Source organism: Streptomyces roseofulvus (assembly GCF_039534915.1).
Taxonomy (GTDB): domain Bacteria; phylum Actinomycetota; class Actinomycetes; order Streptomycetales; family Streptomycetaceae; genus Streptomyces; species Streptomyces roseofulvus.
This window is the reverse complement of sequence record NZ_BAAAWE010000001.1, coordinates 1200723-1220616: the sequence shown is the minus strand read 5'-3', so window position 1 is coordinate 1220616 and position 19894 is coordinate 1200723. Positions and strand designations below refer to the sequence as shown.

The 19894-nt window shown below is 75.3% G+C and carries 14 protein-coding genes; 8 read left to right on the top strand and 6 right to left on the bottom strand.

Annotated features, from left to right (window positions below; all coding sequences use genetic code 11):
- Positions 1 to 31: 31 nt before the first annotated feature.
- From ABFY03_RS05525 to ABFY03_RS05510, 4 genes are all read left to right on the top strand, one after another.
- The gene (locus ABFY03_RS05525; protein ID WP_319013122.1) at positions 32 to 514 is read left to right on the top strand and encodes an NUDIX hydrolase; all 483 of its coding nucleotides are present in this window, start codon (positions 32 to 34) and stop codon (positions 512 to 514) included.
- A 117-nt stretch (positions 515 to 631) separates the two neighbouring features.
- Entirely contained in the window at positions 632 to 2524 is a 1893-nt protein-coding gene (locus ABFY03_RS05520) for a helix-turn-helix domain-containing protein (RefSeq protein WP_319013123.1), read from the top strand.
- Positions 2525 to 2733: 209 nt separating this feature from the next.
- Entirely contained in the window at positions 2734 to 2937 is a 204-nt protein-coding gene (locus ABFY03_RS05515; protein WP_031013754.1) for a cold-shock protein, read from the top strand.
- Positions 2938 to 3059: 122 nt separating this feature from the next.
- Entirely contained in the window at positions 3060 to 4760 is a 1701-nt protein-coding gene (locus ABFY03_RS05510; protein WP_319013124.1) for a DEAD/DEAH box helicase, read from the top strand.
- 211 nt (positions 4761 to 4971) lie between these two features.
- On the opposite strand, the gene ligA is transcribed toward ABFY03_RS05510, so the two are convergent.
- A complete protein-coding gene (gene ligA / locus ABFY03_RS05505) occupies positions 4972 to 7050 on the bottom strand; it encodes an NAD-dependent DNA ligase LigA (RefSeq protein ID WP_346169343.1) in 2079 nt (692 codons plus the stop codon).
- A gap of 261 nt (positions 7051 to 7311) precedes the next feature.
- On the opposite strand from ligA, the gene ABFY03_RS05500 reads away from it, so the two are divergent.
- Entirely contained in the window at positions 7312 to 11487 is a 4176-nt protein-coding gene (locus ABFY03_RS05500; RefSeq protein ID WP_346169342.1) for a HEAT repeat domain-containing protein, read from the top strand.
- 91 nt (positions 11488 to 11578) lie between these two features.
- On the opposite strand, the gene ABFY03_RS05495 is transcribed toward ABFY03_RS05500, so the two are convergent.
- The 4 genes from ABFY03_RS05495 to ABFY03_RS05480 all read right to left on the bottom strand — a co-directional run bounded on the left by ABFY03_RS05495 (position 11579) and on the right by ABFY03_RS05480 (position 14883).
- Positions 11579 to 12364: an ABC transporter permease gene (locus ABFY03_RS05495; RefSeq protein ID WP_346169341.1), complete on the bottom strand. Its 786-nt coding sequence runs from the start codon at positions 12362 to 12364 to the stop codon at positions 11579 to 11581.
- Positions 12361 to 13353 carry an ATP-binding cassette domain-containing protein gene (locus ABFY03_RS05490; RefSeq protein WP_346169340.1) on the bottom strand — a complete coding sequence of 331 codons (993 nt, stop codon included), beginning with the start codon at positions 13351 to 13353 and terminating at the stop codon, positions 12361 to 12363. Before ABFY03_RS05490 ends, ABFY03_RS05495 begins: the two co-directional genes overlap by 4 nt.
- A gap of 86 nt (positions 13354 to 13439) precedes the next feature.
- On the bottom strand, positions 13440 to 14282 hold the full coding sequence (locus ABFY03_RS05485) for a DUF4097 family beta strand repeat-containing protein (protein WP_319010962.1): 843 nt from the start codon (positions 14280 to 14282) through the stop codon (positions 13440 to 13442).
- Positions 14283 to 14367: 85 nt separating this feature from the next.
- Complete coding sequence (locus ABFY03_RS05480) at positions 14368 to 14883, bottom strand: toxin-antitoxin system HicB family antitoxin (RefSeq protein ID WP_319010963.1); 516 nt, start codon at positions 14881 to 14883, stop codon at positions 14368 to 14370.
- A 339-nt stretch (positions 14884 to 15222) separates the two neighbouring features.
- On the opposite strand from ABFY03_RS05480, the gene ABFY03_RS05475 reads away from it, so the two are divergent.
- From ABFY03_RS05475 to ABFY03_RS05465, 3 genes are all read left to right on the top strand, one after another.
- On the top strand, positions 15223 to 16317 hold the full coding sequence (locus ABFY03_RS05475; RefSeq protein WP_346169339.1) for a chitinase: 1095 nt from the start codon (positions 15223 to 15225) through the stop codon (positions 16315 to 16317).
- A 105-nt stretch (positions 16318 to 16422) separates the two neighbouring features.
- Positions 16423 to 17832 carry an amidase gene (locus ABFY03_RS05470; protein ID WP_319010965.1) on the top strand — a complete coding sequence of 470 codons (1410 nt, stop codon included), beginning with the start codon at positions 16423 to 16425 and terminating at the stop codon, positions 17830 to 17832.
- Between the two features lie 82 nt (positions 17833 to 17914).
- Positions 17915 to 18469 carry a hypothetical protein gene (locus tag ABFY03_RS05465; RefSeq protein WP_346169338.1) on the top strand — a complete coding sequence of 185 codons (555 nt, stop codon included), beginning with the start codon at positions 17915 to 17917 and terminating at the stop codon, positions 18467 to 18469.
- Positions 18470 to 18914: 445 nt separating this feature from the next.
- Here the strand turns inward: ABFY03_RS05465 and ABFY03_RS05460 are convergent, their stop codons facing one another.
- The gene (locus ABFY03_RS05460) at positions 18915 to 19847 is read right to left on the bottom strand and encodes an ABC transporter ATP-binding protein (RefSeq protein ID WP_319010975.1); all 933 of its coding nucleotides are present in this window, start codon (positions 19845 to 19847) and stop codon (positions 18915 to 18917) included.
- Positions 19848 to 19894: the final 47 nt, after the last annotated feature.

Below are 19894 nucleotides of genomic sequence, written 5' to 3'. Positions count from 1 at the left end.
CCGCCCCGGCACATGATCTAGGGTCGACCGCATGGCTACCCCTGACTTCATCCGAGAACTCCGCAGGACCGCCGGGCACCAGCTGCTCTTCCTGCCCGGGGTCAGCGCCGTGGTGTTCGACGACCGGGGCCGGGTCCTGCTCGGACGGCGCGCCGACAACGGGATGTGGGCCGTGATCGGCGGCATCGTCGAACCCGGCGAGCAGCCCGCCGACTGCGCGGTCCGCGAGGTCGAGGAGGAGACCGGGGTGATCTGCGTGCCCGAGCGGGTGCTCCTGGTGGAGACCCTGCGCAAGCCCGTCGTCTACCCCAACGGCGACGTCTGCCAGTACCTCGACGTGGCCTTCGTCTGCCGGGCCGTCGGCGGCGAGGCCCGCGTGAACGACGACGAGTCGACCGACGTGGGCTGGTTCGAGGTCGACGCGCTCCCCGAGATGAAGCGTTTCTCCCACCGTCGGATCGAGAAGGCGCTCGTCGACGAACCCACGTGGTTCCGCACCGCCCACGCCGGCTGAGGCGCGACGGCGGCGCGACCGCCCGGCAGGAACGGTCACCCCCTCGGCGCGCGTCGCCCACAGGCGTCGTCCACAGGGGTGGTGCGGGCCCGGGTCCGCCGGGTATCCCTTGTGTCCATGTCGCACGAACACGTCTCCTACCTGGAACTCCTCGCCCGGGGAGCCGCCACGGAGGCATACGACCGGCCCGTGCTCCTCGCCCGCGCGAGCGGCGCGGGCGCCGAGGAGCTGGCCGGGCTCGAAGAGGCCAAACAGCTCGCCCTGCGCGTCCGCGCCGAGCTGGAGGGCCGGCGGCGCCGCGAGGCCGAGCTGTCCGCCCTCTTCGCGACCGCCCACGACCTCGCGGGACTCCGCGACCTCGACGCGGTGCTCCGCGCCATCGTCCAGCGCGCCCGTGCCCTCCTCGGCACCGAGGTCGCCTACCTGAGCCTCAACGACCCGGCGGCCGGCGACACCTACATGCGGGTCACCGAGGGCTCCGTCTCCGCCCGCTTCCAGCAGCTCAGGCTCGGCATGGGGGAAGGACTCGGCGGACTCGTCGCGCAGACCGCCCGCCCCTACGTCACCGACGACTACTTCCACGACGAGCGCTTCCAGCACACCCGCACCATCGACACCGCCGTCCGCGACGAGGGCCTCGTCGCCATCCTCGGCGTGCCGCTCACCCTCGGCAGCCAGGTCATCGGCGTCCTCTTCGCGGCCGACCGCCGGGCCAGGGTCTTCGAACGCGAGCAGGTCGCCCTCCTCGGCTCCTTCGCCGCCCACGCGGCCGTCGCCATCGACACCGCCAACCTGCTCGCCGAGACCCGCTCCGCCCTCGCCGAGCTGGAGCGGGCCAACGACATCATCCGCGAGCACAGCGCCGTCATCGAGCGGGCCTCCGAGGTCCACGACCGCCTCTCCGAGCTGGTCCTGCGCGGCGGCGGCGTCCACGACGTCGCCGACGCCGTCTCCGAGGTCCTCGGCGGCACCGTCGAGTTCACCGAGACCGCCGCGGGCCCCGCGCGCCGCGCCGGCGGACACGCGGTCCGCGACGGCGACGACTGGGTCGCCGCCGTCTCCGCAGGCGGCGAGCACCTGGGCGCGCTCGTCCTGCGCGGCCGGCCCGACCTCGACCCCGTCGACCTGCGCACCCTGGAGCGGGCCGCGCTCGTCACCTCCCTGCTGCTGCTCGCCCGCCGCTCGGCCGGCGAGGCCGAGCAGCGGGTCCGGGGAGAGCTGCTCGACGACCTCCTCGACGCCCCCGACCGCGACCGCCGCCTGCTCCGCGAGCGCGCCGCCCGCCTCCGCACCGACAGCGACGCCCCGCACGTGGTGCTCGCCGCCCGCATCGACCGCGCCGGACCCGACGGCGGCGCGGAGCCGCCCGGCCGCGAGAGCGCCGACCGGCAGCGGCTCCGGTCCGCCGCCTCCCACCTCGCCGCCACCCGCCGCGGCCTCGCCTCCGCCCGTGACGGCGGCACCGTCCTCCTGCTGCCGCTGGGCCCCGGCGAGGACGCCGCCGAACTGGCCCGGCAGACCGCCGCCCAGCTGGGCGGCGCCCTGCGCGAACCCGTCACCGTCGGCGCCTCCGCGCCGGTACGGGCCCCGCTCGACCACCCGGACCAGGTGGTGGGCGCGTACCAGGAGGCCCGCCGCTGCCTCGACGCGCTGCGGCTGCTGCACCGCGCGGGCGAGGGCGCCGCGGCAGAGGACCTCGGCTTCCTGGGCCTGCTCCTCGCCGACAGCCGTGACATCGGCGGCTTCGTCGAGCGCACGATCGGCCAGGTCGTCGCGTACGACGGGCGCCGCGGCACCGATCTGGTGCGCACCCTGGACGCCTACTTCGCCAGCGGCATGAGCCCGGCCCGCACCAAGGACGACCTGCACGTCCACGTGAACACGGTGGCCCAGCGGCTGGAGCGGGTGGGCCGGCTCCTCGGCCCGGACTGGCAGTCGCCGCCCCGCGCCCTGGAGATACAGCTGGCGCTCCGCCTGCACGCCCTGTCGGCCCCGTCCCACCCCCGGTGACCGTGCGGCAGGGGCGGGCGCCGCGCGGAACTCGACGGAGAACGTCCGTGTCGCAGCGCCCTTCGGGGCGTGACGTGCTACGGTGGACTTGTTGCAGTTGTGGTACCCATGAACCTATGTGCGCCTGACCGGAATGTTTTTCCGCAGGCGCATTATTCGTTTTACCGGCATCTCCGGATGGGGCCTCTGCCTTACAGAAGGAGAACGTCATGGCGCAGGGAACCGTGAAGTGGTTCAACTCGGAGAAGGGCTTCGGCTTCATCGAGCAGGACGGTGGCGGTCCGGACGTGTTCGCCCACTACTCGAACATCGCCACCCAGGGCTTCCGTGAGCTCCAGGAGGGCCAGCGGGTCACGTTCGACGTCACGCAGGGCCAGAAGGGCCCGCAGGCGGAGAACATCGTCCCCGCCTGATTTCGGACGCTTCGGTCCGTCGCTCACCGGGGTCCGCACCGTCGTGGTGCGGACCCCGGTTTGTGCTGTTCGCGTGGTGCGTCATGCGTGGTTCGTGCAGTTCTAGGAAAGGCAAGAAATATATGTCCCGTAGGCCCCGGAAGCCGGGCAAGCGCGTTTCGGCAGCCTCGGCTCCGGCCTCGTCCCCGGTCTCGTCCGGCGAGTTCCGGATGCCGGAGAGCGCGACGCCCGCGCTGCCCGCCGTGGACGACTTCGCCGGTCTGGACATGCCCGCGGGGCTCCTGGCGACGCTCACCGCCCAGGGCGTGACCACGCCCTTCCCCATCCAGGGCGCCACCCTGCCCGACTCGCTCGCCGGCCGCGACGTGCTGGCACGGGGGCGGACGGGCTCGGGCAAGACCCTCGCGTTCGGTCTGGCGCTGCTGGCCCGTACCGCCGGACTGCGCGCGCAGCCGAAGGCCCCGCTCGCGCTGGTCCTCGTGCCGACCCGCGAGCTGGCGCAGCAGGTCACGGATGCCCTGGCGCCGTACGCGACCGCGGTGAACGTACGGCTGGCGACCATCGTCGGCGGACTGTCGATCACCAAGCAGGCCGCCACGCTGCGGCGCGGCGCCGAGGTGGTCGTGGCGAGCCCCGGCCGGCTGAACGACCTGGTCGAGCGCGGGGACTGCGTCCTCGACGACGTCCGCATCACGGTGCTGGACGAGGCCGACCAGATGACCGACATGGGCTTCCTGCCGCAGATCACCAAGCTGATCAAGCAGGTGCGGCCGGACGGGCAGCGGATGCTCTTCTCCGCCACCCTGGACCGCAACATCGACCAGCTGGTCAAGCGTTTCCTGACCGACCCCGTCGTGCACTCCGTGGACCCGTCCGCCGGCGCGGTGACGACGATGGAGCACCACGTCCTGCACGTGCAGGACGTGACCGACAAGAAGGCCGTCACCACCCGCATCGCGGCCCGTGACGGCCGGGTCATCCTCTTCCTCGACACCAAGCGGTCGGCGGACCGGCTCGCCAAGCGGCTGCTCTCGGTCGGTGTCCGCGCGGCGGCCCTGCACGGCGGCCGGACCCAGCCGCAGCGGAACCGGACCCTGGAGCAGTTCAAGAACGGCCAGGTCACCGCCCTGGTGGCCACGAACGTCGCGGCCCGCGGCATCCACGTCGACGACCTCGACCTGGTCGTGAACGTCGACCCGCCGGCCGACCACAAGGACTACCTCCACCGGGGCGGCCGCACCGCCCGGGCCGGCGGCTCCGGCAGCGTCGTGACGCTGGTGCTGCCCGAGCAGAAGCACGAGGTCAGCCGGCTCATGAAGGACGCGGGCATCGCCCCGCGGACGGCCCGCGTGAAGTCCAGCGACGAGGAGCTGGCCACCCTCACCGGCGCCCGCGAGCCGTCCGGCGTCGCGGTCACCATCGAGGTCCCGCAGCAGCCGGCGCCGGCCCCGGCCCGCGGTGCCCGCGCGTCCACCGCCGAGGGCGGCCGCCCGTCCCGGCGGCGCCGTGGCGGCGGCAACGCGGCGGCGGCGTCCGAGGCGCCCGCCCGGACCGGCGGCGCGCGCGGCACCGGCCGCCGCACCGCCGGCGGCGGTACGCAGGCGGCGACGGGTGCGAAGGCGCCCACCGCCGCGAAGACCGCGACCGGCGGCGGGCGGGCCTCGTCCGGCGGCGCCACGGCCGGTGGCCGCGGCACCTCCCGGCGTACGGGATCCGGCGCTGCGGCCAGGACGGGCGAGGCGGCCGCGAAGTCCGGCGGCCGCACCGGCGACCGGCGCCCCCGCCGGCGCACCTCCGCCCAGGGCGGTACGTCGGAGCGCTGACGGCCGACCCGGGCGGTCCGCTCCGGCGGGCACGCGGAACCGGTAAGGCCCCGGCCCCGACGCCGTCCACGACAGGGTCGGCAACATCCTGATCAGCCGGCTCGCCGGCGCCGACGCGCGGCTGGTCCGGGCCGGGGCCGAACCGGAGCGGCGCCGACGTCGGCGTCGGCGTCGCCGGACGCCGTCCGTGTCGCCGGTGCCGTCCGCGGCGTCAGTCGAGGAAGTCGGCCACGAGGGCCGCGAACGCCTCCGGCGTCAGGACCTCCACGCCGAGCTTCTCGGCGGCGACCGCCTTCGAGCTGGGCTTGCCGCCGGCGGAGGGCGCGGAGACCAGATAGCTCGTCCTGGCGTTGACGCCGCTGCCCGCCCGGCCTCCGGCCCGCTCGATGAGCTCGTTCATCTGCGAGCGGCCGTACCCGTCGAGCCGGCCCGTCATCTTCCCGGTGACCACCACGGTCCTGCCCGTCAGCGGCCCCTCGGCGGGCGCGGAGCCGTCGGCGGCGGGCGCGCCGACCGGCTCGGGCTCGGTCATGTTGACGCCGGCCGCGATCAGCTTGTCCACGACGGGGGCGAGGGCGGCGAGTTCGGCCACGACCACGGGCGCCTTCTCCGGGCCGATGCCCTCGACGGCCAGCAGGTCCTCCGCGCTCGCCGCGCGGATCGCCTCCATGGTGCCGAAGTGGGCCGCGAGCCGGCGGGACATGCGGCGTCCCGTGCCCCGGATGCCCAGGGCGCAGAAGACCCGGCTGAGCGGGCGGCTCCGGGCCAGCTCGAACTGCTCGACGAGCTTCGCGCCGCGCCGGGCGCTGCCCGCGGCGGCCGTCAGCTGCTCCTCGGTCAGCGTGAACAGGTCCGCCACGTCCGTGACCAGTCCGGCGTCGATCAGCGCCTTCACGTACGTCTTGCCGAGACCGTCGATGTCGAGGACGTCGCGCCCGGCGGCGTACTCGATCAGCGGGGCGAGCGCGCAGCCCGCGCCCTTCGCGCACCGCCAGCGCTCCTGGCTCTTGTCGATGGCGCCGCCGCAGTTCGGGCAGTCGGCCGGCAGCGGGACCGGCACGGCGCCCTCGGGGCGGAGCTCGACGACCGGCGCCTGCACGCGCGGGATGATGTCGCCCGCCTTGTAGACGGTCACGGTGTCGCCGAGGTGGAGGTCGCGGCGGGCGATGTCCGCCGGGTTGTGCAGGGTGGCGCGGGAGACCGTGGAGCCGTCGATCTCGACCGCGTCGAGGACGGCGGTCGGCGCGAGCACGCCCGTGCGGCCCACCTCCCAGACGACGTCCCGCAGCACGGTCTGGCGCTCCACGGCCGACAGCTTGTAGGCGATGGCCCAGTAGGGGAAGCGGCTGCCGAGCCCGGCCTCGGCCTGCTCGGCGGCGCTGTTCGCCTTGACGACCACGCCGTCGATGCCGAAGGGCAGCCCGGCGCGCAGCGCGCCGATCGCGTCCACGCGGGCCTGCGCCTCGGCGATGGTGTCCACCACGTGGAGCCCGGCGGGCGTGTCGGCGGTCGTCCTCACGCCGGCCGCGGCGACCGCGGCCAGCACCTCGGCGTGCGACGCACCGGTGGGCAGAAACGATCCGCCGTCCAGGTCGACGGCGCCGTACGCCCAGAACGCCATCTCCAGCCGGTACGGCCGGTCCTTCGCCCGCAGCGTGCCCGCCACGGCGTTCCTCGGGTTCGCGAACGGGGTCCCGCCGTGGGCGGCGCGCACCTGCTGCGCCGTCTCGAACTGCTCCTGGGTGAACAGCACTTCGCCCCGGACCTCGAAGGTCGCCGGCTCCGGCAGCCGCTCGGGCAGTCCGACGACCGAGCCCACGACATGGCTGACGTCCTCGCCGTGCGTACCGTCGCCCCGCGTGATGACCTGGACGAGCCGCCCGTCCCGGTACCGCGCGGCCACCGCGGCCCCGTCCAGCTTCGGCTCGACCGCGAACCCGCCCTCGACCGCGCGGCCCAGCCGCCGCTGCAGCGAGGCGTCCCAGGCGACCAGCTGCTCGGGCCCGAAGACGTTGTCGAGGCTGAGCAGGCGGGTCGTGTGCGCGACGTCGCCCTCCGGCGCGGCCCCGTCGGCGACCAGCCCCGTGGGCGACGCGGCGTCGCCGCGCGGGTGCTCCGCCTCCCACGCCAGCACGGCCAGACGCAGCGCGTCGTACGACGCGTCGTCCAACGGGCTGTTCTCGCCCGCGTAGTAGTCGCGGGACGCGGCGCGCAGACGATCGAGCGCGTCCTCGTACGCGGCGGGGCTGGACAGGACGACGTACGCCTCAACGGCGGGAGATGCGGTCATGGACCCATCTTCGCGTGAGGGTCTGACAACGCCCTCCGACCGGCTCCCGCCCCCGTTCGCACGACCGCGGCGGGTCCTTCGGCTCTTCGTCCTCGCCCCCGGTCCGGGCGAGGTCCACGTTCTGCGCGGGAGCGGTGGGGGATGAGGAGTGGGCCGCGGGGGGCCGGATCATAAGATCCCCGCGTGCATCCCACGGCGAAACCGCAGCCCAGTCAGCGCCCCCGGCCCGCCCGGCCGGTTCCGATGAGTCCCGAGGAGGCGATGGCTCTGGCCGTGGCGCCCGAGGGGCCGCCGGACGGGTGGCGGGAGTGGGGCGGTGAGGTGCTGGTGCCGTCCGTGCGGGTGGCGTCCCTGCGGGCGGAGATCGTCCGAGAGCCGGCCGTGCTGCGGGGGGAGGAGCGCGGGGAGGCGCTGTACCAGGCCGTCCGGGGGCTGGGGGCGGATGACTGCGCTCATGTGGGCCGCCTGGCCGGGGAGTTGGCCGGGAGCCGGGACGCCGTGCTGGAGGGGGAGGCGGTGCGGCTGGCCGGGGAGGGGCTGCGGGCGGGGGTGCTCGGCGCCGGCTTCGTGCGGGACACGCTGACGGGGCTGCTCGGGTCGCGATCCGGGAGCGTCGTGAACCGGGCCCTCGCCGCCCTCGCCGAGCCGTGGGCGGTCGTGCCGCCGCTGCCGGCCGACCGGTTCGCCGGACTGTTCCGGCCCGCGACGGCCGACGCCGCGCTCACCGCCGCCGTCGCCCACGGGCACGGGGAGCCGCTGTGGCGGGCGGCGGCGGATCCGGACCAGGCGCCCCGCGTACGGAAGCGGGCCCTGGCCCTCTACGGGGAGACGGCGCTGCGTGGCGACGTGCCGGCCGTGCTGCGGCTCGCCGGGCAGGATCCGCTGCTGCTCGCCGGACCCGCCGTGGAGTGTCTGCGCGCGATGCACCGGCGCGGTCACTTCGCCACCGGCCCGGACGTCCCCGCCGTGCTGGACCTCGCGCTCGCCGACCACACCGTCCCGGTTCGCGCCGTGGCGACCGTCCTCTTCACCGCCCGGCACGACGTGCTGCGGCTGGCGGCCGAGACCGCGCCCGACGATCCCGCCTGGCCGCGCCGGCTGGACCTGCTCGTCGCGCTGGACGAACAGGGCGTCGGCGGCCTGCCCGTAGCGGCGGAGATCGCCCGCCTCCTGCCGCTCGCCGCCGCCCCCGGGCCGTTCCTGCGCGCCCTCCGCGCGCTCCGCGACCCCGGCACCGAGGACGCCGTCCTCGCCGCCCTCCCGCACGCGCCCGCGGACGCGCTCGACGCGCTGGAGGCCGTCGGCGGCGAGCGGACGGTACGCGTCCTGGGCGCGGCCCTCGGCCTCGACGCCTGCGCACGGGCCGACGCCGTCCCCGAACCGGGGGGCGTCGAGCGGGCCCTGCGGGCCCACCGGCAGCGGGCCCTGGAGCTGGTCTGGCTGCTGGCCACGGAACCCGCCGTCCGGCGGGAACTGCTCGTCCGGATGGACGCCGCCGCGCTGCCCGCCCGGGTCGCCGCCGACCTGGGCGGCCCCGACGAGCGCGAACTCGCCTTCCTCGCCGCCCATCTGGACCCCGACCGGCCCGCCGACGCCCTGACCCGGCTCGCCGAGCACGCCGGCCCCGGCCTCCTGCCCGTCCTCGCCGACCTGCTGCTGCGGATCGCCGGAGAGGCCGCCTCGGCGTGGGAGCCCGGCGGCGCGAAGCCCGTACCGGACGAGGAGCCGACGGTGCCTCCGGAGGCCGTCACGGCCCTGTGCCGGCTCGGGCGGCGGCTGCACGCGCGCGGCCGGATCCGGCCGGTGTGCCTGCTGGACGCCAGGGACGCCGAAGCCGCCGGGTCCGCGCTCGTCACCGACCTGACCCTCGGGCTCCTGGCCCGGCCCGGGCTCACGGCCGGCGAACGGACCGTCCTGCTGCGTCTGTTGCTCGACCTCCCCGAGGCGCCGCACCGGACGATCCGGCGCCGGGTGCACCCCCTCCTGCGCCACCCCGACCGGCACGTGCGCAAGCACGCCGTCGCCCTCCTCGCCCGCGACGCCGACGGCGACGGCGTCGAAGCCGTGTCGGCGACGCTGCTCGCGCTGACCGGACCGGACCGGGACCCGCAGACCGTACGCCGGACGCTGAGCGCCCTCGGGGACGCCGGGGCCCGCTGGGCGTCGGACGCGATCGCCGCCTGCCTCGACCACCCCCAGGCGAACGTCCGCAAGACGGCGGCCCGCGCCCTCGCCACCGCCGGGACCGCCCGCGCCGTACCCCGCCTCCTCCACCGCCTCGGCCGCGACGACAACCCCGGCCTGCGCGCCCTCCTCGTCGACGCCCTCCGTGCCCTCCTCGGCGACACCCTCGCCGCCGCCGTCACCGCCGCGGCGGACCAGGCGGCGGACGCCCGCGTCCGCGAGCGGCTCCTCGCCGCGCTCGCCGCGGGCCCGGATCCCGACCCGGACGGGACCGACATCGCGCGCCTGACGCGGGACGGCTGGGACCCCGACACCGCCCTCCGCCTGGCCGCACGGCCCGCGCCCGCCGCCCGCCTCCGCCCGACCCGCCCGTACCTCGCCGAGTGGCTCGCCCTCGCCACCGCCTCGGCACGGGCCCGCCGAGCGGTCCTCGCCGTCCTGCCGGACGGCGTCTGCCCCGCCCCCCGCACGGCGCGGGAACGCGACGTGCTCGCCCGGCACGTGACGGTGCTGCTCGACGGCCTGGCCGAGGCGGAGGGGGAGCGGCGGGACGGGATCCTCGGCCTTCTGGAGGAGATCGCGGACCGCCCGCCGGTCGGTGCCGAAGTCATCTTCGGCGTACGGGCGTTGCCGCCGCGCGCTCCCGGCCGGCGGTCCACCCTGCCGCTGCTCCGGCGAGCCGGCGCCGTCGTCGTCCGCGCCGACCTCGACCGCGAACTCAGCGCCGCCGCACGGGCGTCCGACGCGGCGCGGGCCCGGGCGGCGGTGCTGCGGGAGGCGTTCGGGATCGCCCGGCCCGACAACCGGTCCGACGCGCCGACGTCCTGGTACGGCGAACTCGCCGCCGCCACAAGGAGTGTGCGCGAGCTGGCCGCGTACCGGCAGCGGGGAGCGGCCGTCGGTTCGCGTGACCTGCTCGCCGCGCTCGCCGGCCTCCACACCGGCGCCACGCCCGACGTCCGGGACGCGCTCCTCGACTGGATGACGGACCTCCAGCCGCTGGGTGCCCCGCCGTGGACCCTCGCGGAGGAGGCCCACGCGGCGGACTCCGCCCCCCGTGTCCCGCGCCCCGCCGACCTGGACCAACCTCGGTCCGCCGCCCAACGCGAGCGACTCCTGGCGCTGCTCGGCTCCGACAGCAGGCAGCGCCGGAACACGGCCGCACACACCCTTCTCGCCTGGCCCGAACCGCAGGCCCGCGCCGCCGCCCTCGACGCCCATCTGCGGGGCAGGACCGACGAGCCCGCCGACCCCGCCCTGCGGACCGCGCTGGGCCGGGCGCTGACGGAAGCCGATCCCGAGACCCTGCGCGGTGCCGGGGTGCGGCCCGACCGGGTGGCGCGGATCGCCGCCACCGCCCTCGGCGCACGCGAACTCCAGCCCCTCCTCCCCGTCCTCCTCCACCTGTGGGAGCACGCGGAGGACGGCGACGCACGGGCGGACGCGTTCGGCGCGCTGCGGCGCCTGCCCGCCGACGCCCTGGCGGCACACCTGGAACCCCGGCTCGCGGCGGGGGCGACGGGCCTGCTGGACCTGGTCGCCAACCGCCGCCTGCTGCGCACCCCCGTCCTGGACCGGCTGCGCACGCGGCACCCCGAGGCCGGGCTCGACCTCGTCGACGGCCCGCTGCACGGCCCGGAGGCCGCCGGGCAGCAGGCGGCCGCGCTGCGCGCGCTACGGCAGCGGGCGCCCGTCCCCGTCCCCCCGCGCCCCTCCGGTCCCACCGACGACGAGCTGGTCGCCCTGCTCCGGTCGCCCGAACCGCCGCGGGTCCGGCGCACCCTGGCCCACCTGACGGAGCGTTCCGCCACCCTTCGACCGGACCGCCTCGAAACGGCGCTGCGGGAGCTGCTGGGCCACCCCGAGACCGGCGTACGGCTGCACGCGCACCGGACCTCGCGGGCGCTGCTCGACCGGGACGCGCATCTGCGCCTGACCGAGGTCCTGCTGGGCGACCCGCAGCCGGACGTGGTGCGCACCGCGATCCGGGTGCTGTCCCAGGCGCGGTGGCGGCCGGCGGTCCCCGCGTTCGTCGCGCTCCTCGACCACGGCCGGGCCACCGTACGGCGGGCGGCCGAGGAGGCCGTGCTGCGCGCCGGACCGGAGGCCGTCCCCCTCCTGCGCAGGTCGGCTTCCCACGCCCGCCCGGACCGGCGGGCCGGCTACGAGAGCCTGCTCGCGCGCATCCGCGACGACGAGCGGCGCGAGGCGGAGCGTAGGGACACGGAAGGGCGGTCGACGCGAGGGCGGTAGGCGGCGGAACGCGGCGGGGGCGGCGTACGCCGACGGGTGTCGGGTACGCCGCCCGGGCGGCGGCCGGTGGCCTCGGAGGCGGCCGCGCGGACTACGCGGGGTCGCGGTTGAAGACGGACTTCGACCAGAGGTAGCCGAGGGTCGTGAGGCCGACGCACCAGGCGATCGCGATCCAGCCGTTGTGGCCGATCTCGGTGCCGAGGAGGAGGCCGCGGAGGGTCTCGATGGCGGGGGTGAAGGGCTGGTACTCGGCGATCGGCTGGAACCAGCCGGGCATCGCGGCGATCGGGACGAACGCGCTGGAGATCAGGGGGAGGACGACCAGCGGGAGGGCGTTGTTGCTCGCGGCCTCCGCGTTGGGGGAGACCAGGCCCATGCCGACGGCGATCCACGTGAGCGCGAAGGCGATCAGGGCGGTCAGACCGAAGGCGCCGAGCCATTCGAGGGCGGTCGCGTCGGTGGCGCGGAAGCCGATGGCGACGGCGACGGCGCCGACGAGGACCACGCTCATGACGCACTGGAGCACACTGCCGACGACGTGTCCGACGAGGATCGACGGGCGGTGGATCGCCATGGTGCGGAAGCGGGCGATGATGCCCTCGGTCATGTCGTTGGAGACGGAGACCGCCGTCCCGACCACCGTGCCGCCGACGGTCATCATCAGGATGCCGGGCACCAGGTAGGCGACGTACGCGGCGCGGTCCGCGCCGCCCATGCCGGCGCTCATCACGTCGCCGAAGACGTAGACGAAGAGCAGGAGCATCATCACGGGCGTGAGCAGCAGGTTCAGGGTGAGGGAGGGGTAGCGCCGGGCGTGCAGGAGGTTGCGGCGGAGCATCGTGGACGAGTCGCGGACGGCGAGGGACAGGGTGCTCATCGGGCGGTCTCCTTCGGCTGGGCGGGGACGGTGGTGGCGGTGAGGGCGAAGAAGACGTCGTCGAGGTCCGGGGTGTGGACGGTGAGTTCGTCCGCCTCCACGCCCGTGGAGTCCAGCCAGTCGAGGATGGCCCGCAGCTCGCGCTGGCTGCCCCCGCTGGGGATCTGGAGCGCCAGGGCCTCGTCGTCGCGGGTGGCGACCTGGAGGGTCGTGACGGCGGTCCGGTAGGCGTCGGGGTCGGTGAAGCGGAGGCGGATGTGGCCGCCGGGGATCTGGCGTTTGAGCTGGTCGGCGGTGCCTTCGGCGACGATGCGGCCGCCGTTGAGGACGGCGATGCGGTCGGCGAGTTGGTCGGCTTCTTCGAGGTACTGGGTGGTGAGGAAGACGGTGACGCCGTCGGCGACGAGTGCGCGGATGATCTGCCACATGGTGTGGCGGGAGCGGGGGTCGAGGCCGGTGGTGGGTTCGTCGAGGAAGATGATCCTGGGGTCGCCGACGAGGGTCATGGCGATGTCGAGGCGGCGTTTCATGCCGCCGGAGTAGGTGGAGGCGGGCTTCTTCGCGGCGTCCAGGAGGTCGAAGCGGGCGAGGAGTTCGGCGGTGACCCTGCGTCCCTCGGCCTTGGGCAGGTGGTGCAGGTCGGCCATGAGGAGCATGTTCTCCTCGCCGGTGATCAGGCCGTCGACCGCGGAGAACTGGCCGGTGACGCCGATGGCGGCTCGGACGGCCTGCGGGGAGCGGCTCAGGTCGTGGCCGGCGACGGACGCCTGGCCGGAGTCGGCGGAGACGAGTGTGGAGAGGATCTTCACGGCGGTCGTCTTGCCGGCGCCGTTCGGACCGAGCAGCGCGAAGACCGTTCCCGCCGGGATGTGGAGGTCGACTCCGTCGAGGACGGTCTTCTCGCCGTACGCCTTGCGGAGGCCGGTGGCGGTGATGGCGACGGGCGCGGCGACGCCCGCACTAGACATGGGCATGACAGAAGAAGGCATGGGGCCCTCCGATCGAAGGGTGAAGGATGAGGGGGAGGTGAGGGAGAGGTGAGGGGGAGTACGGGGAGGGGGGAGGCGACGGCGCGTCAGGCGCGGGCGCGGCGGATGTCGATGTTGCCCCAGTTGCTGCGCGCGCGGATCCTGACCGTCTCCTCGGACTCCTCCGGGGCCCCGGACGCGGTGAGCGCGTTGCGCACCTGGCCGCGGTTCGAGCTGACGTCGAGCCAGGCGGCGGTGCCCTCGCGGACGCCGACCTCGATGGAGCCGTTGGACGTCTCCAGCTGGACCTCGCCGCGGGAGACCTCGGCGACGCGCAGACTGCCGTTGGTCGAGGTGCCGGTGACGTCCGAACCGGCGCGCATGATCTCGATGGCGCCGTTGGCGCCGCTCACCCGCAGACCGCCGGTGACGGTGTCGACGATCGTGCTGCCGTGCGAGTTCTTCAGGACGGCGGGGCCGGCGATGGTGCCGATGCGCAGACTGCCGCTGCTGGTGGTGAGCTCGGCCGCGCCCTCGACCCGGTCGACGCTGGTCGAGCCGTGCGCGGCGTTCAGCGTCAGCGGGCCGGTGGTGTCGAGCCGGACGTCGCCGGCCGCGATCTTGACCCGGGTCTCGCCGAGCCGGCCTTCGCCGAGCAGGGCGGCCGCGGCGCCGGTCACGTCGACGGCGGAGCCGGTGGGCAGGTCCACCGTCACGTCCACGACGCCGCCGCGCCCGAGCAGATTGGCCTTCGGGGTCTTGAGGGTGAGGACGCCGTGGAGGTACGTGACCTCGGTCTGCTCGGCCGCCCGGGCGTCCAGGTCCTTCTTCGCGTTGCGCGGCCGGATCTCCACGACGGTGTCGGGGCGGTCGCTCGCGGTGAACTGGAGGGAGCCGGCGTACAGGTACGCGGTGACGGAGATCGGTGCGGGAGTGTCGAAAGAAGGCATGGCTGTCCCGTCCTCGTGGGTCGTCGGGTCGTCCCCGCAGGTGGGGGCCGTGATGGGGAGGAGTGGTGCGGGCGGGCCGCGAGGGTCAGCGGACCCAGCCCGTGATGCTCTGTCCGGTGGTGCGGGTCTTCTCCGGGATGCGCGGGGCGGCGCCGCCGGCGACCGCCGTCGACACGGCCCGTACCAGCCAGGCGTTGACCGACAGGCCCTCGCGGGCGGCGGCCTCCTCGGCGCGCGCCTTGAGGTGGGCCGGCAGGCGCAGGTTGACGCGGGCGGTGCCGCCCTCGTCGCCCTCGGCGGCCGGGGCCGGGAGGGGCTCGGCGGGCGGGGCCGGCTCCGCGGGGGCGACGCTGTCGGTGGGCGGCAGCGTGACCACGAAGTCGGGGTCGAGCCCGCGCAGCCGTACGTCGACCGAGCCGGGGGCGAGCTCACGGGTGATCTCGTCCATGGCGGCCGAGAGCACGTTGAGCATGGTCAGACGGGTCGCCGACTCCAGGGGGGCGGTGAGCCGCTCGGCCAGGTCGCGCGCTTCGTCGCCACCGGCCTCGGCGGCCACCGCGAGTTCGCGGCGGAGGCTGTCGACGTACGGGGTGAGGTCCATGACGTCATCATGGCACCATCATGGCGCCATGCGCAACCCCGAGTGGTGCCATGTGGTGCCGGATGGCGCCACATGGCGTCATGGGTGGCGCTGAATGGTGTCGCGCGATGCCGGAGTGGCGCCTGGTGGTGTCATGTGGCGCCAGGTGGTGCCCGTCGTGCCCGGTGGTGTCGAGCGGCATCGCCTGGCGTATGGGGGCGGGGGCGACGCCGGGGCGGCGGGTCATCCTCTCAACCCCCCTGTCCCCCCGGATGGTTGACGGTAGGTCTGGACCAATCTACGGTCTGCTGGAGCGCGCGCCATGCCCCGGAACGACCCCCCACGTCCCAAGGAGCACGCATGCCAGGCTCACGGATCGTCCGCGCCCTCGGCGCGGGCGCGAGCGCCCTCGCCGCCCTGCTCGCCACCGTCACCGCCACCGCACCCGCCCACGCCGGTGCCACGGCCGGTGCCACCGGTGCCACGTCCACCGCCGCCGACACCTGCGCCCTCAAGCCCCGTCCCGCCGGCAAGGTGCTCCAGGGCTACTGGGAGAACTGGGACGGTGCCGCCAACGGCGTCCACCCGCCCTTCGGCTGGGTGCCCATCGACGACCCGCGGCTCGCGGCCCACGGGTACAACGTCATCAACGCCGCCTTCCCCGTCATCCGCTCGGACGGCACGGTGCTGTGGGAGGACGGCATGGACAACACCGTCCGCGTCTCCACCCCGGCCGAGATGTGCCGCGCCAAGGCCGCCGGTGCCACCCTCCTCCTGTCCATCGGCGGGGCCGCCGCCGGGATCGACCTCAGCTCCCAGGCCGTCGCGGACCGCTTCGTCGCGACGGTCGTCCCGATCCTCCAGAAGTACAACTTCGACGGCATCGACATCGACATCGAGACCGGACTCGTAGGCAGCGGCAGCATCACCACCCTCTCCGCCTCCCAGGCCAACCTGATCCGCATCATCGACGGCGTCCTCGCCCGCATGCCCGCCGGCTTCGGCCTCACCATGGCCCCCGAGACGGCCTACGTCACCGGCGGGAGCGTCGCGTACGGCTCGATCTGGGGCGCGTACCTCCCGATCATCAAGAAGTACGCCGACAACGGGCGCCTGTGGTGGCTGAACATGCAGTACTACAACGGCAGCATGTACGGCTGCTCCGGCGACTCGTACGCCGCCGGCACCGTCGCCGGCTTCACCGCCCAGACCGACTGCCTCGACCGCGGTCTGGTCGTCCAGGGCACCACCGTCCGCGTCCCGTACGACAGGCAGGTCCCCGGCCTGCCGGCCCAGCCGGGCGCCGGCGGCGGCTACATGTCGCCCTCCCTCGTCTCCCAGGCGTGGAACCACTACGGCGGGCGCCTGAAGGGCCTGATGACCTGGTCGGCGAACTGGGACGGTTCGAAGAACTGGACCTTCGGCGACAACGTCAAACGGCTCCAGGGCCGTTAGGGCCCCCGGCCCGCGTTCCACCCGCGCCCGGCCCTCGCGTGTTACCCGTGGGTACGCCATGATGGCGGTATCCATCGACGACCGACCCCGGGGGCTGAGGCAGCGGTGACGATCGAGAAGCGGACCACGGTGCACGCCTTCCGCGACGACTCCCTCGGGGAGCACGACGCCGTGGGCCTGGCGGAAGCCGTCCGGCGGGGCGAGGTGAGCCCCGCCGAGGTGGCCAGGGACGCGGCGGCCCGGCTCGGGGCGGTGGCGGAACTCCACGCGGTGCAGGTCCCGCTGGACCCGCCGGCGCTCGGCGGCGGCGCCGGCGGGGCCTTCGCGGGCGTCCCGACCCTGGTCAAGGACAACACCGACTACGCGGGCCTGCCGACCGGCCACGGCAGCGCCGCCTTCACCCCGCGGACGGCACGCCGGCACGCGCCCTTCGTCCGGCAGCTCCTCAGCACCGGCGTCACCGTCCTCGGCAAGACCCGGCTGCCCGAGTTCGGCTTCAGCCCGACCACGGAGTACGAGTCCGCCGACCCGGCCCGCAACCCCTGGCACACCGGCCACTCCGCGGGCGGATCCTCCGGCGGCGCCGCCGCTCTCGTCGCCGCCGGCGCCGTCCCCCTCGCCCACGCCAACGACGGCGGCGGCTCCATCCGCATCCCCGCCGCGTGCTGCGGCCTCGTCGGCCTCAAGCCGACGCGCGGCCGGATGGTGCCCAACGACCAGAGCCGGCACCTGCCGGTCGACCTGGTCGTCGACGGCGTCGTCACCCGCACGGTCCGCGACTCCGCCGCCTTCCTCGCCGCCGCCGAACGCCACCACCGCAACCCGAAGCTTCCGCCGGTCGGCCTCGTCGAAGGACCCTCCGACCGGCGGCTGCGCATCGGCTACCTGCTCGACTCGCCCAACGGCGTCCGCTGCGACGACGACACCCGCGCCGCCGTCACCGACACCGTCGCCACCCTCCGGGGCCTCGGCCACACCGTCGAACCCGTCACCATGGACATCGACCCCCGCTTCACCGAGGACTTCCTCACCTACTGGGGGATGCTCTCCTTCCTGCTCGGCGCCACCGGCCGCACCTTCGGCGCCGACTTCGACCGTCACCGCATGGACGGCCTCAGCCGCGGACTGCGCGAGGAGTACGTGAAGCGCTGGCGCGGCACCCCCGGCGTCGTCCGCCGGCTGCGCCGGACCAAGCTGGCGTACGCGGCCGCGCTGCGCGGCCTCGACCTCGTCCTCACCCCGGTCCTCGCCCGCACCACACCCCCGCTGGGACACCTCGCGCCGGACGTGCCGTACCCCGTCCTGGTCGAGCGGATCCTGGAGTACGTCGCCTACACCCCGGTCGACAACGTGGTGGGCACCCCGTCGCTCTCCCTGCCCAGCTCCCGCACCACGGCCGACGGCCTGCCCGTCGGCGTCCTCCTCTCCGGCCGGCCGGGCAGCGAACGCACGCTCCTGGAGACCGCGTTCGCGCTGGAGGCCGAGCGGCCGTTCCGCCGCATCCAGGACGTCTGACGATGACGTCGAGCGGGTGACGGCGGGGCGCCCGGCGGAGGTTCGCCCCGGCGCCGGAGGCCCGGCGCAGCAGAGTGGGCGCATGGATGTCGAGCAGGTCACCGACGAGCTGTACGGGCTGCGGCCGTCCGCGTTCACGGCGGCCAGGGACGCGTACGCGGCCGAGGCGCGCCGGGCGAAGGACGCGGCCGCCGCGAGGGCGATCGCGGCGCTGCGGCGGCCGCCGCTCGCCGTCTGGGCGGCGAACCTCCTGGCCCGCGAACGGCCGGAGGAGGCCGAGCGGTTCCTCGCCCTGGCCGAGGCGCTGCGCGACGCCCACCGGACGCTCGACGGCGAGCGGCTGAGGGAGGCGAGCCGGCAGCAGCACCGGCTCGTCGCCGCGCTCGTCCGGACCGCCGCCGGTCTCGCGGAGGAGGCCGGGCAGCCCGTCAGCGACACGGTGCTCGGCGACGTCGAGCGGATCCTGCACGCCGTCCTCGCCCGCCCCGACGTCGCCGGGCCGTGGGCGCGGGGACGGCTCGCCGCGATGCCGGAGGCGGCCGTCGGCTTTCCGGACGTCCCGACCGAGGCCCTGACGGCCCGGCCCCCCCGCCGCCCCGGCGAAGACCGGGACGACGGAAAAGGCCGAGGAAGTTGAGAAGGCCGGGAAGGCCGGGAAGAAGGAGAAGGCCGGGAAGGCCACCGAGGCCGGGGACGCGAAGAAGAAGGCCAGGGAGGCGAAGGAGGCCAGAGAGGCCGAAGCGGCGGCGGAGGCGCGCGCCGAGGCGGAGGAGGCCCGGACCGCGCTCGCGCGCCGGGAGCGGGACCGGGACGCCGCCCGGGAGGCGGAACGGGCCGCGACGGCGGCGGCCGAGGAGGCCGCCGACCGGCTCCGCCGTGCCGAGCAAGAGCGGGAGGACGCCCGCAAGGCGGCCGCCGCGGCCGAGAAGGCCGCGAAGCGGGCCGGTACGGACCTCCGGGCCGCCGAGCGCGCCGTGGAGAAGGCCCGGTCCGCCGCCGAGGCGGCGGGGGCGGCGGCCCGGCGGCATCGCACCTGAGTACGTCACAGGAGTACCGGCCCGGATCCCGCGCGGCCGGGTCCGTCAGCCCTCCTCCGGGAAGTGGCAGGCCACCTCCCGGGGTTCGTCCGCCGTGAGCGAGCGCAGGACCGGCGCCTCGGTGCGGCAGATCGCCTGGGCCTTCGGGCAGCGCGGGTGGAAGGTGCAGCCCGGCGGGGGAGCGGCGGGACTCGGCGGATCGCCGAGCAGGGTGATGCGCTCGCGGGCCCGCTCGGCCGCCGGGTCCGGCAGCGGCACCGCGGAGAGCAGCGCCCGCGTGTAGGGGTGCGCGGGGGCCTCGTACACCCGCTCCTTGGCGCCGATCTCGACGATCCGGCCGAGGTACATGACCGCCACCCGGTCGCAGACCCGCTTCACCACGGACAGGTCGTGGGCGATGAAGAGGTAGGCGAGACCCAGTTCCTCCTGGAGCCGTTCCATCAGGTTGACGATCTGCGCCTGGACGGAGACGTCGAGCGCGGAGACCGGCTCGTCGGCGACGACGAGCCGGGGGCCCGTCGCCAGAGCGCGGGCGATACCGATGCGCTGCGCCTGCCCGCCGGAGAACTCGTGCGGGTAACGGTCGGCGTGCTCGGGGATGAGTCCGACGAGCTCCATCAGCTCCCGCGCCCGCTTGCGCGCCTCGGCCGCCGAACTGCCCTGCACCAGCAGCGGGTCGGCGATGATCCGGGAGACCGGCTGCCGCGGGTTGAGGGAGGAGTGCGGGTCCTGGAACACCATCTGGATCTCGCGGCGGAGCGGTTTCATGGCCCGCTGCGGGAGATGGGCGATGGGCCGGCCGTCGTACTCGACGGAGCCCGCGGTCGGCTCCAGGAGCCGGACGATCATCCGGCCGGTGGTCGACTTGCCGCAGCCGGACTCGCCGACCAGGCCGAGGGTCTCGCCCGCGGCCAGGTCGAAGCCGACGCCGTCCACGGCCCGCACGGGCGCCGAGCGCCGGCGGCCCGGGAAGGTCATGGCGAGGTCCCGCACCCGCAGCAGCGGCGGTGTGCCGGGAGGAGTCG

Bases quoted from the DNA above. Each gene is read 5' to 3' on its own strand.
- ABFY03_RS05525 (WP_319013122.1), top strand. From the start codon at position 32: ATGGCTACCCCTGACTTCATCCGAGAACTCCGCAGGACCGCCGGGCAC.
- ABFY03_RS05520 (WP_319013123.1), top strand. From the start codon at position 632: ATGTCGCACGAACACGTCTCCTACCTGGAACTCCTCGCCCGGGGAGCC.
- ABFY03_RS05515 (WP_031013754.1), top strand. From the start codon at position 2,734: ATGGCGCAGGGAACCGTGAAGTGGTTCAACTCGGAGAAGGGCTTCGGC.
- ABFY03_RS05510 (WP_319013124.1), top strand. From the start codon at position 3,060: ATGTCCCGTAGGCCCCGGAAGCCGGGCAAGCGCGTTTCGGCAGCCTCG.
- ligA (WP_346169343.1), bottom strand. From the start codon at position 7,050: ATGACCGCATCTCCCGCCGTTGAGGCGTACGTCGTCCTGTCCAGCCCC.
- ABFY03_RS05500 (WP_346169342.1), top strand. From the start codon at position 7,312: ATGGCTCTGGCCGTGGCGCCCGAGGGGCCGCCGGACGGGTGGCGGGAG.
- ABFY03_RS05495 (WP_346169341.1), bottom strand. From the start codon at position 12,364: ATGAGCACCCTGTCCCTCGCCGTCCGCGACTCGTCCACGATGCTCCGC.
- ABFY03_RS05490 (WP_346169340.1), bottom strand. From the start codon at position 13,353: ATGCCTTCTTCTGTCATGCCCATGTCTAGTGCGGGCGTCGCCGCGCCC.
- ABFY03_RS05485 (WP_319010962.1), bottom strand. From the start codon at position 14,282: ATGCCTTCTTTCGACACTCCCGCACCGATCTCCGTCACCGCGTACCTG.
- ABFY03_RS05480 (WP_319010963.1), bottom strand. From the start codon at position 14,883: ATGGACCTCACCCCGTACGTCGACAGCCTCCGCCGCGAACTCGCGGTG.
- ABFY03_RS05475 (WP_346169339.1), top strand. From the start codon at position 15,223: ATGCCAGGCTCACGGATCGTCCGCGCCCTCGGCGCGGGCGCGAGCGCC.
- ABFY03_RS05465 (WP_346169338.1), top strand. From the start codon at position 17,915: ATGGATGTCGAGCAGGTCACCGACGAGCTGTACGGGCTGCGGCCGTCC.
- ABFY03_RS05460 (WP_319010975.1), bottom strand. From the start codon at position 19,847: ATGACCTTCCCGGGCCGCCGGCGCTCGGCGCCCGTGCGGGCCGTGGAC.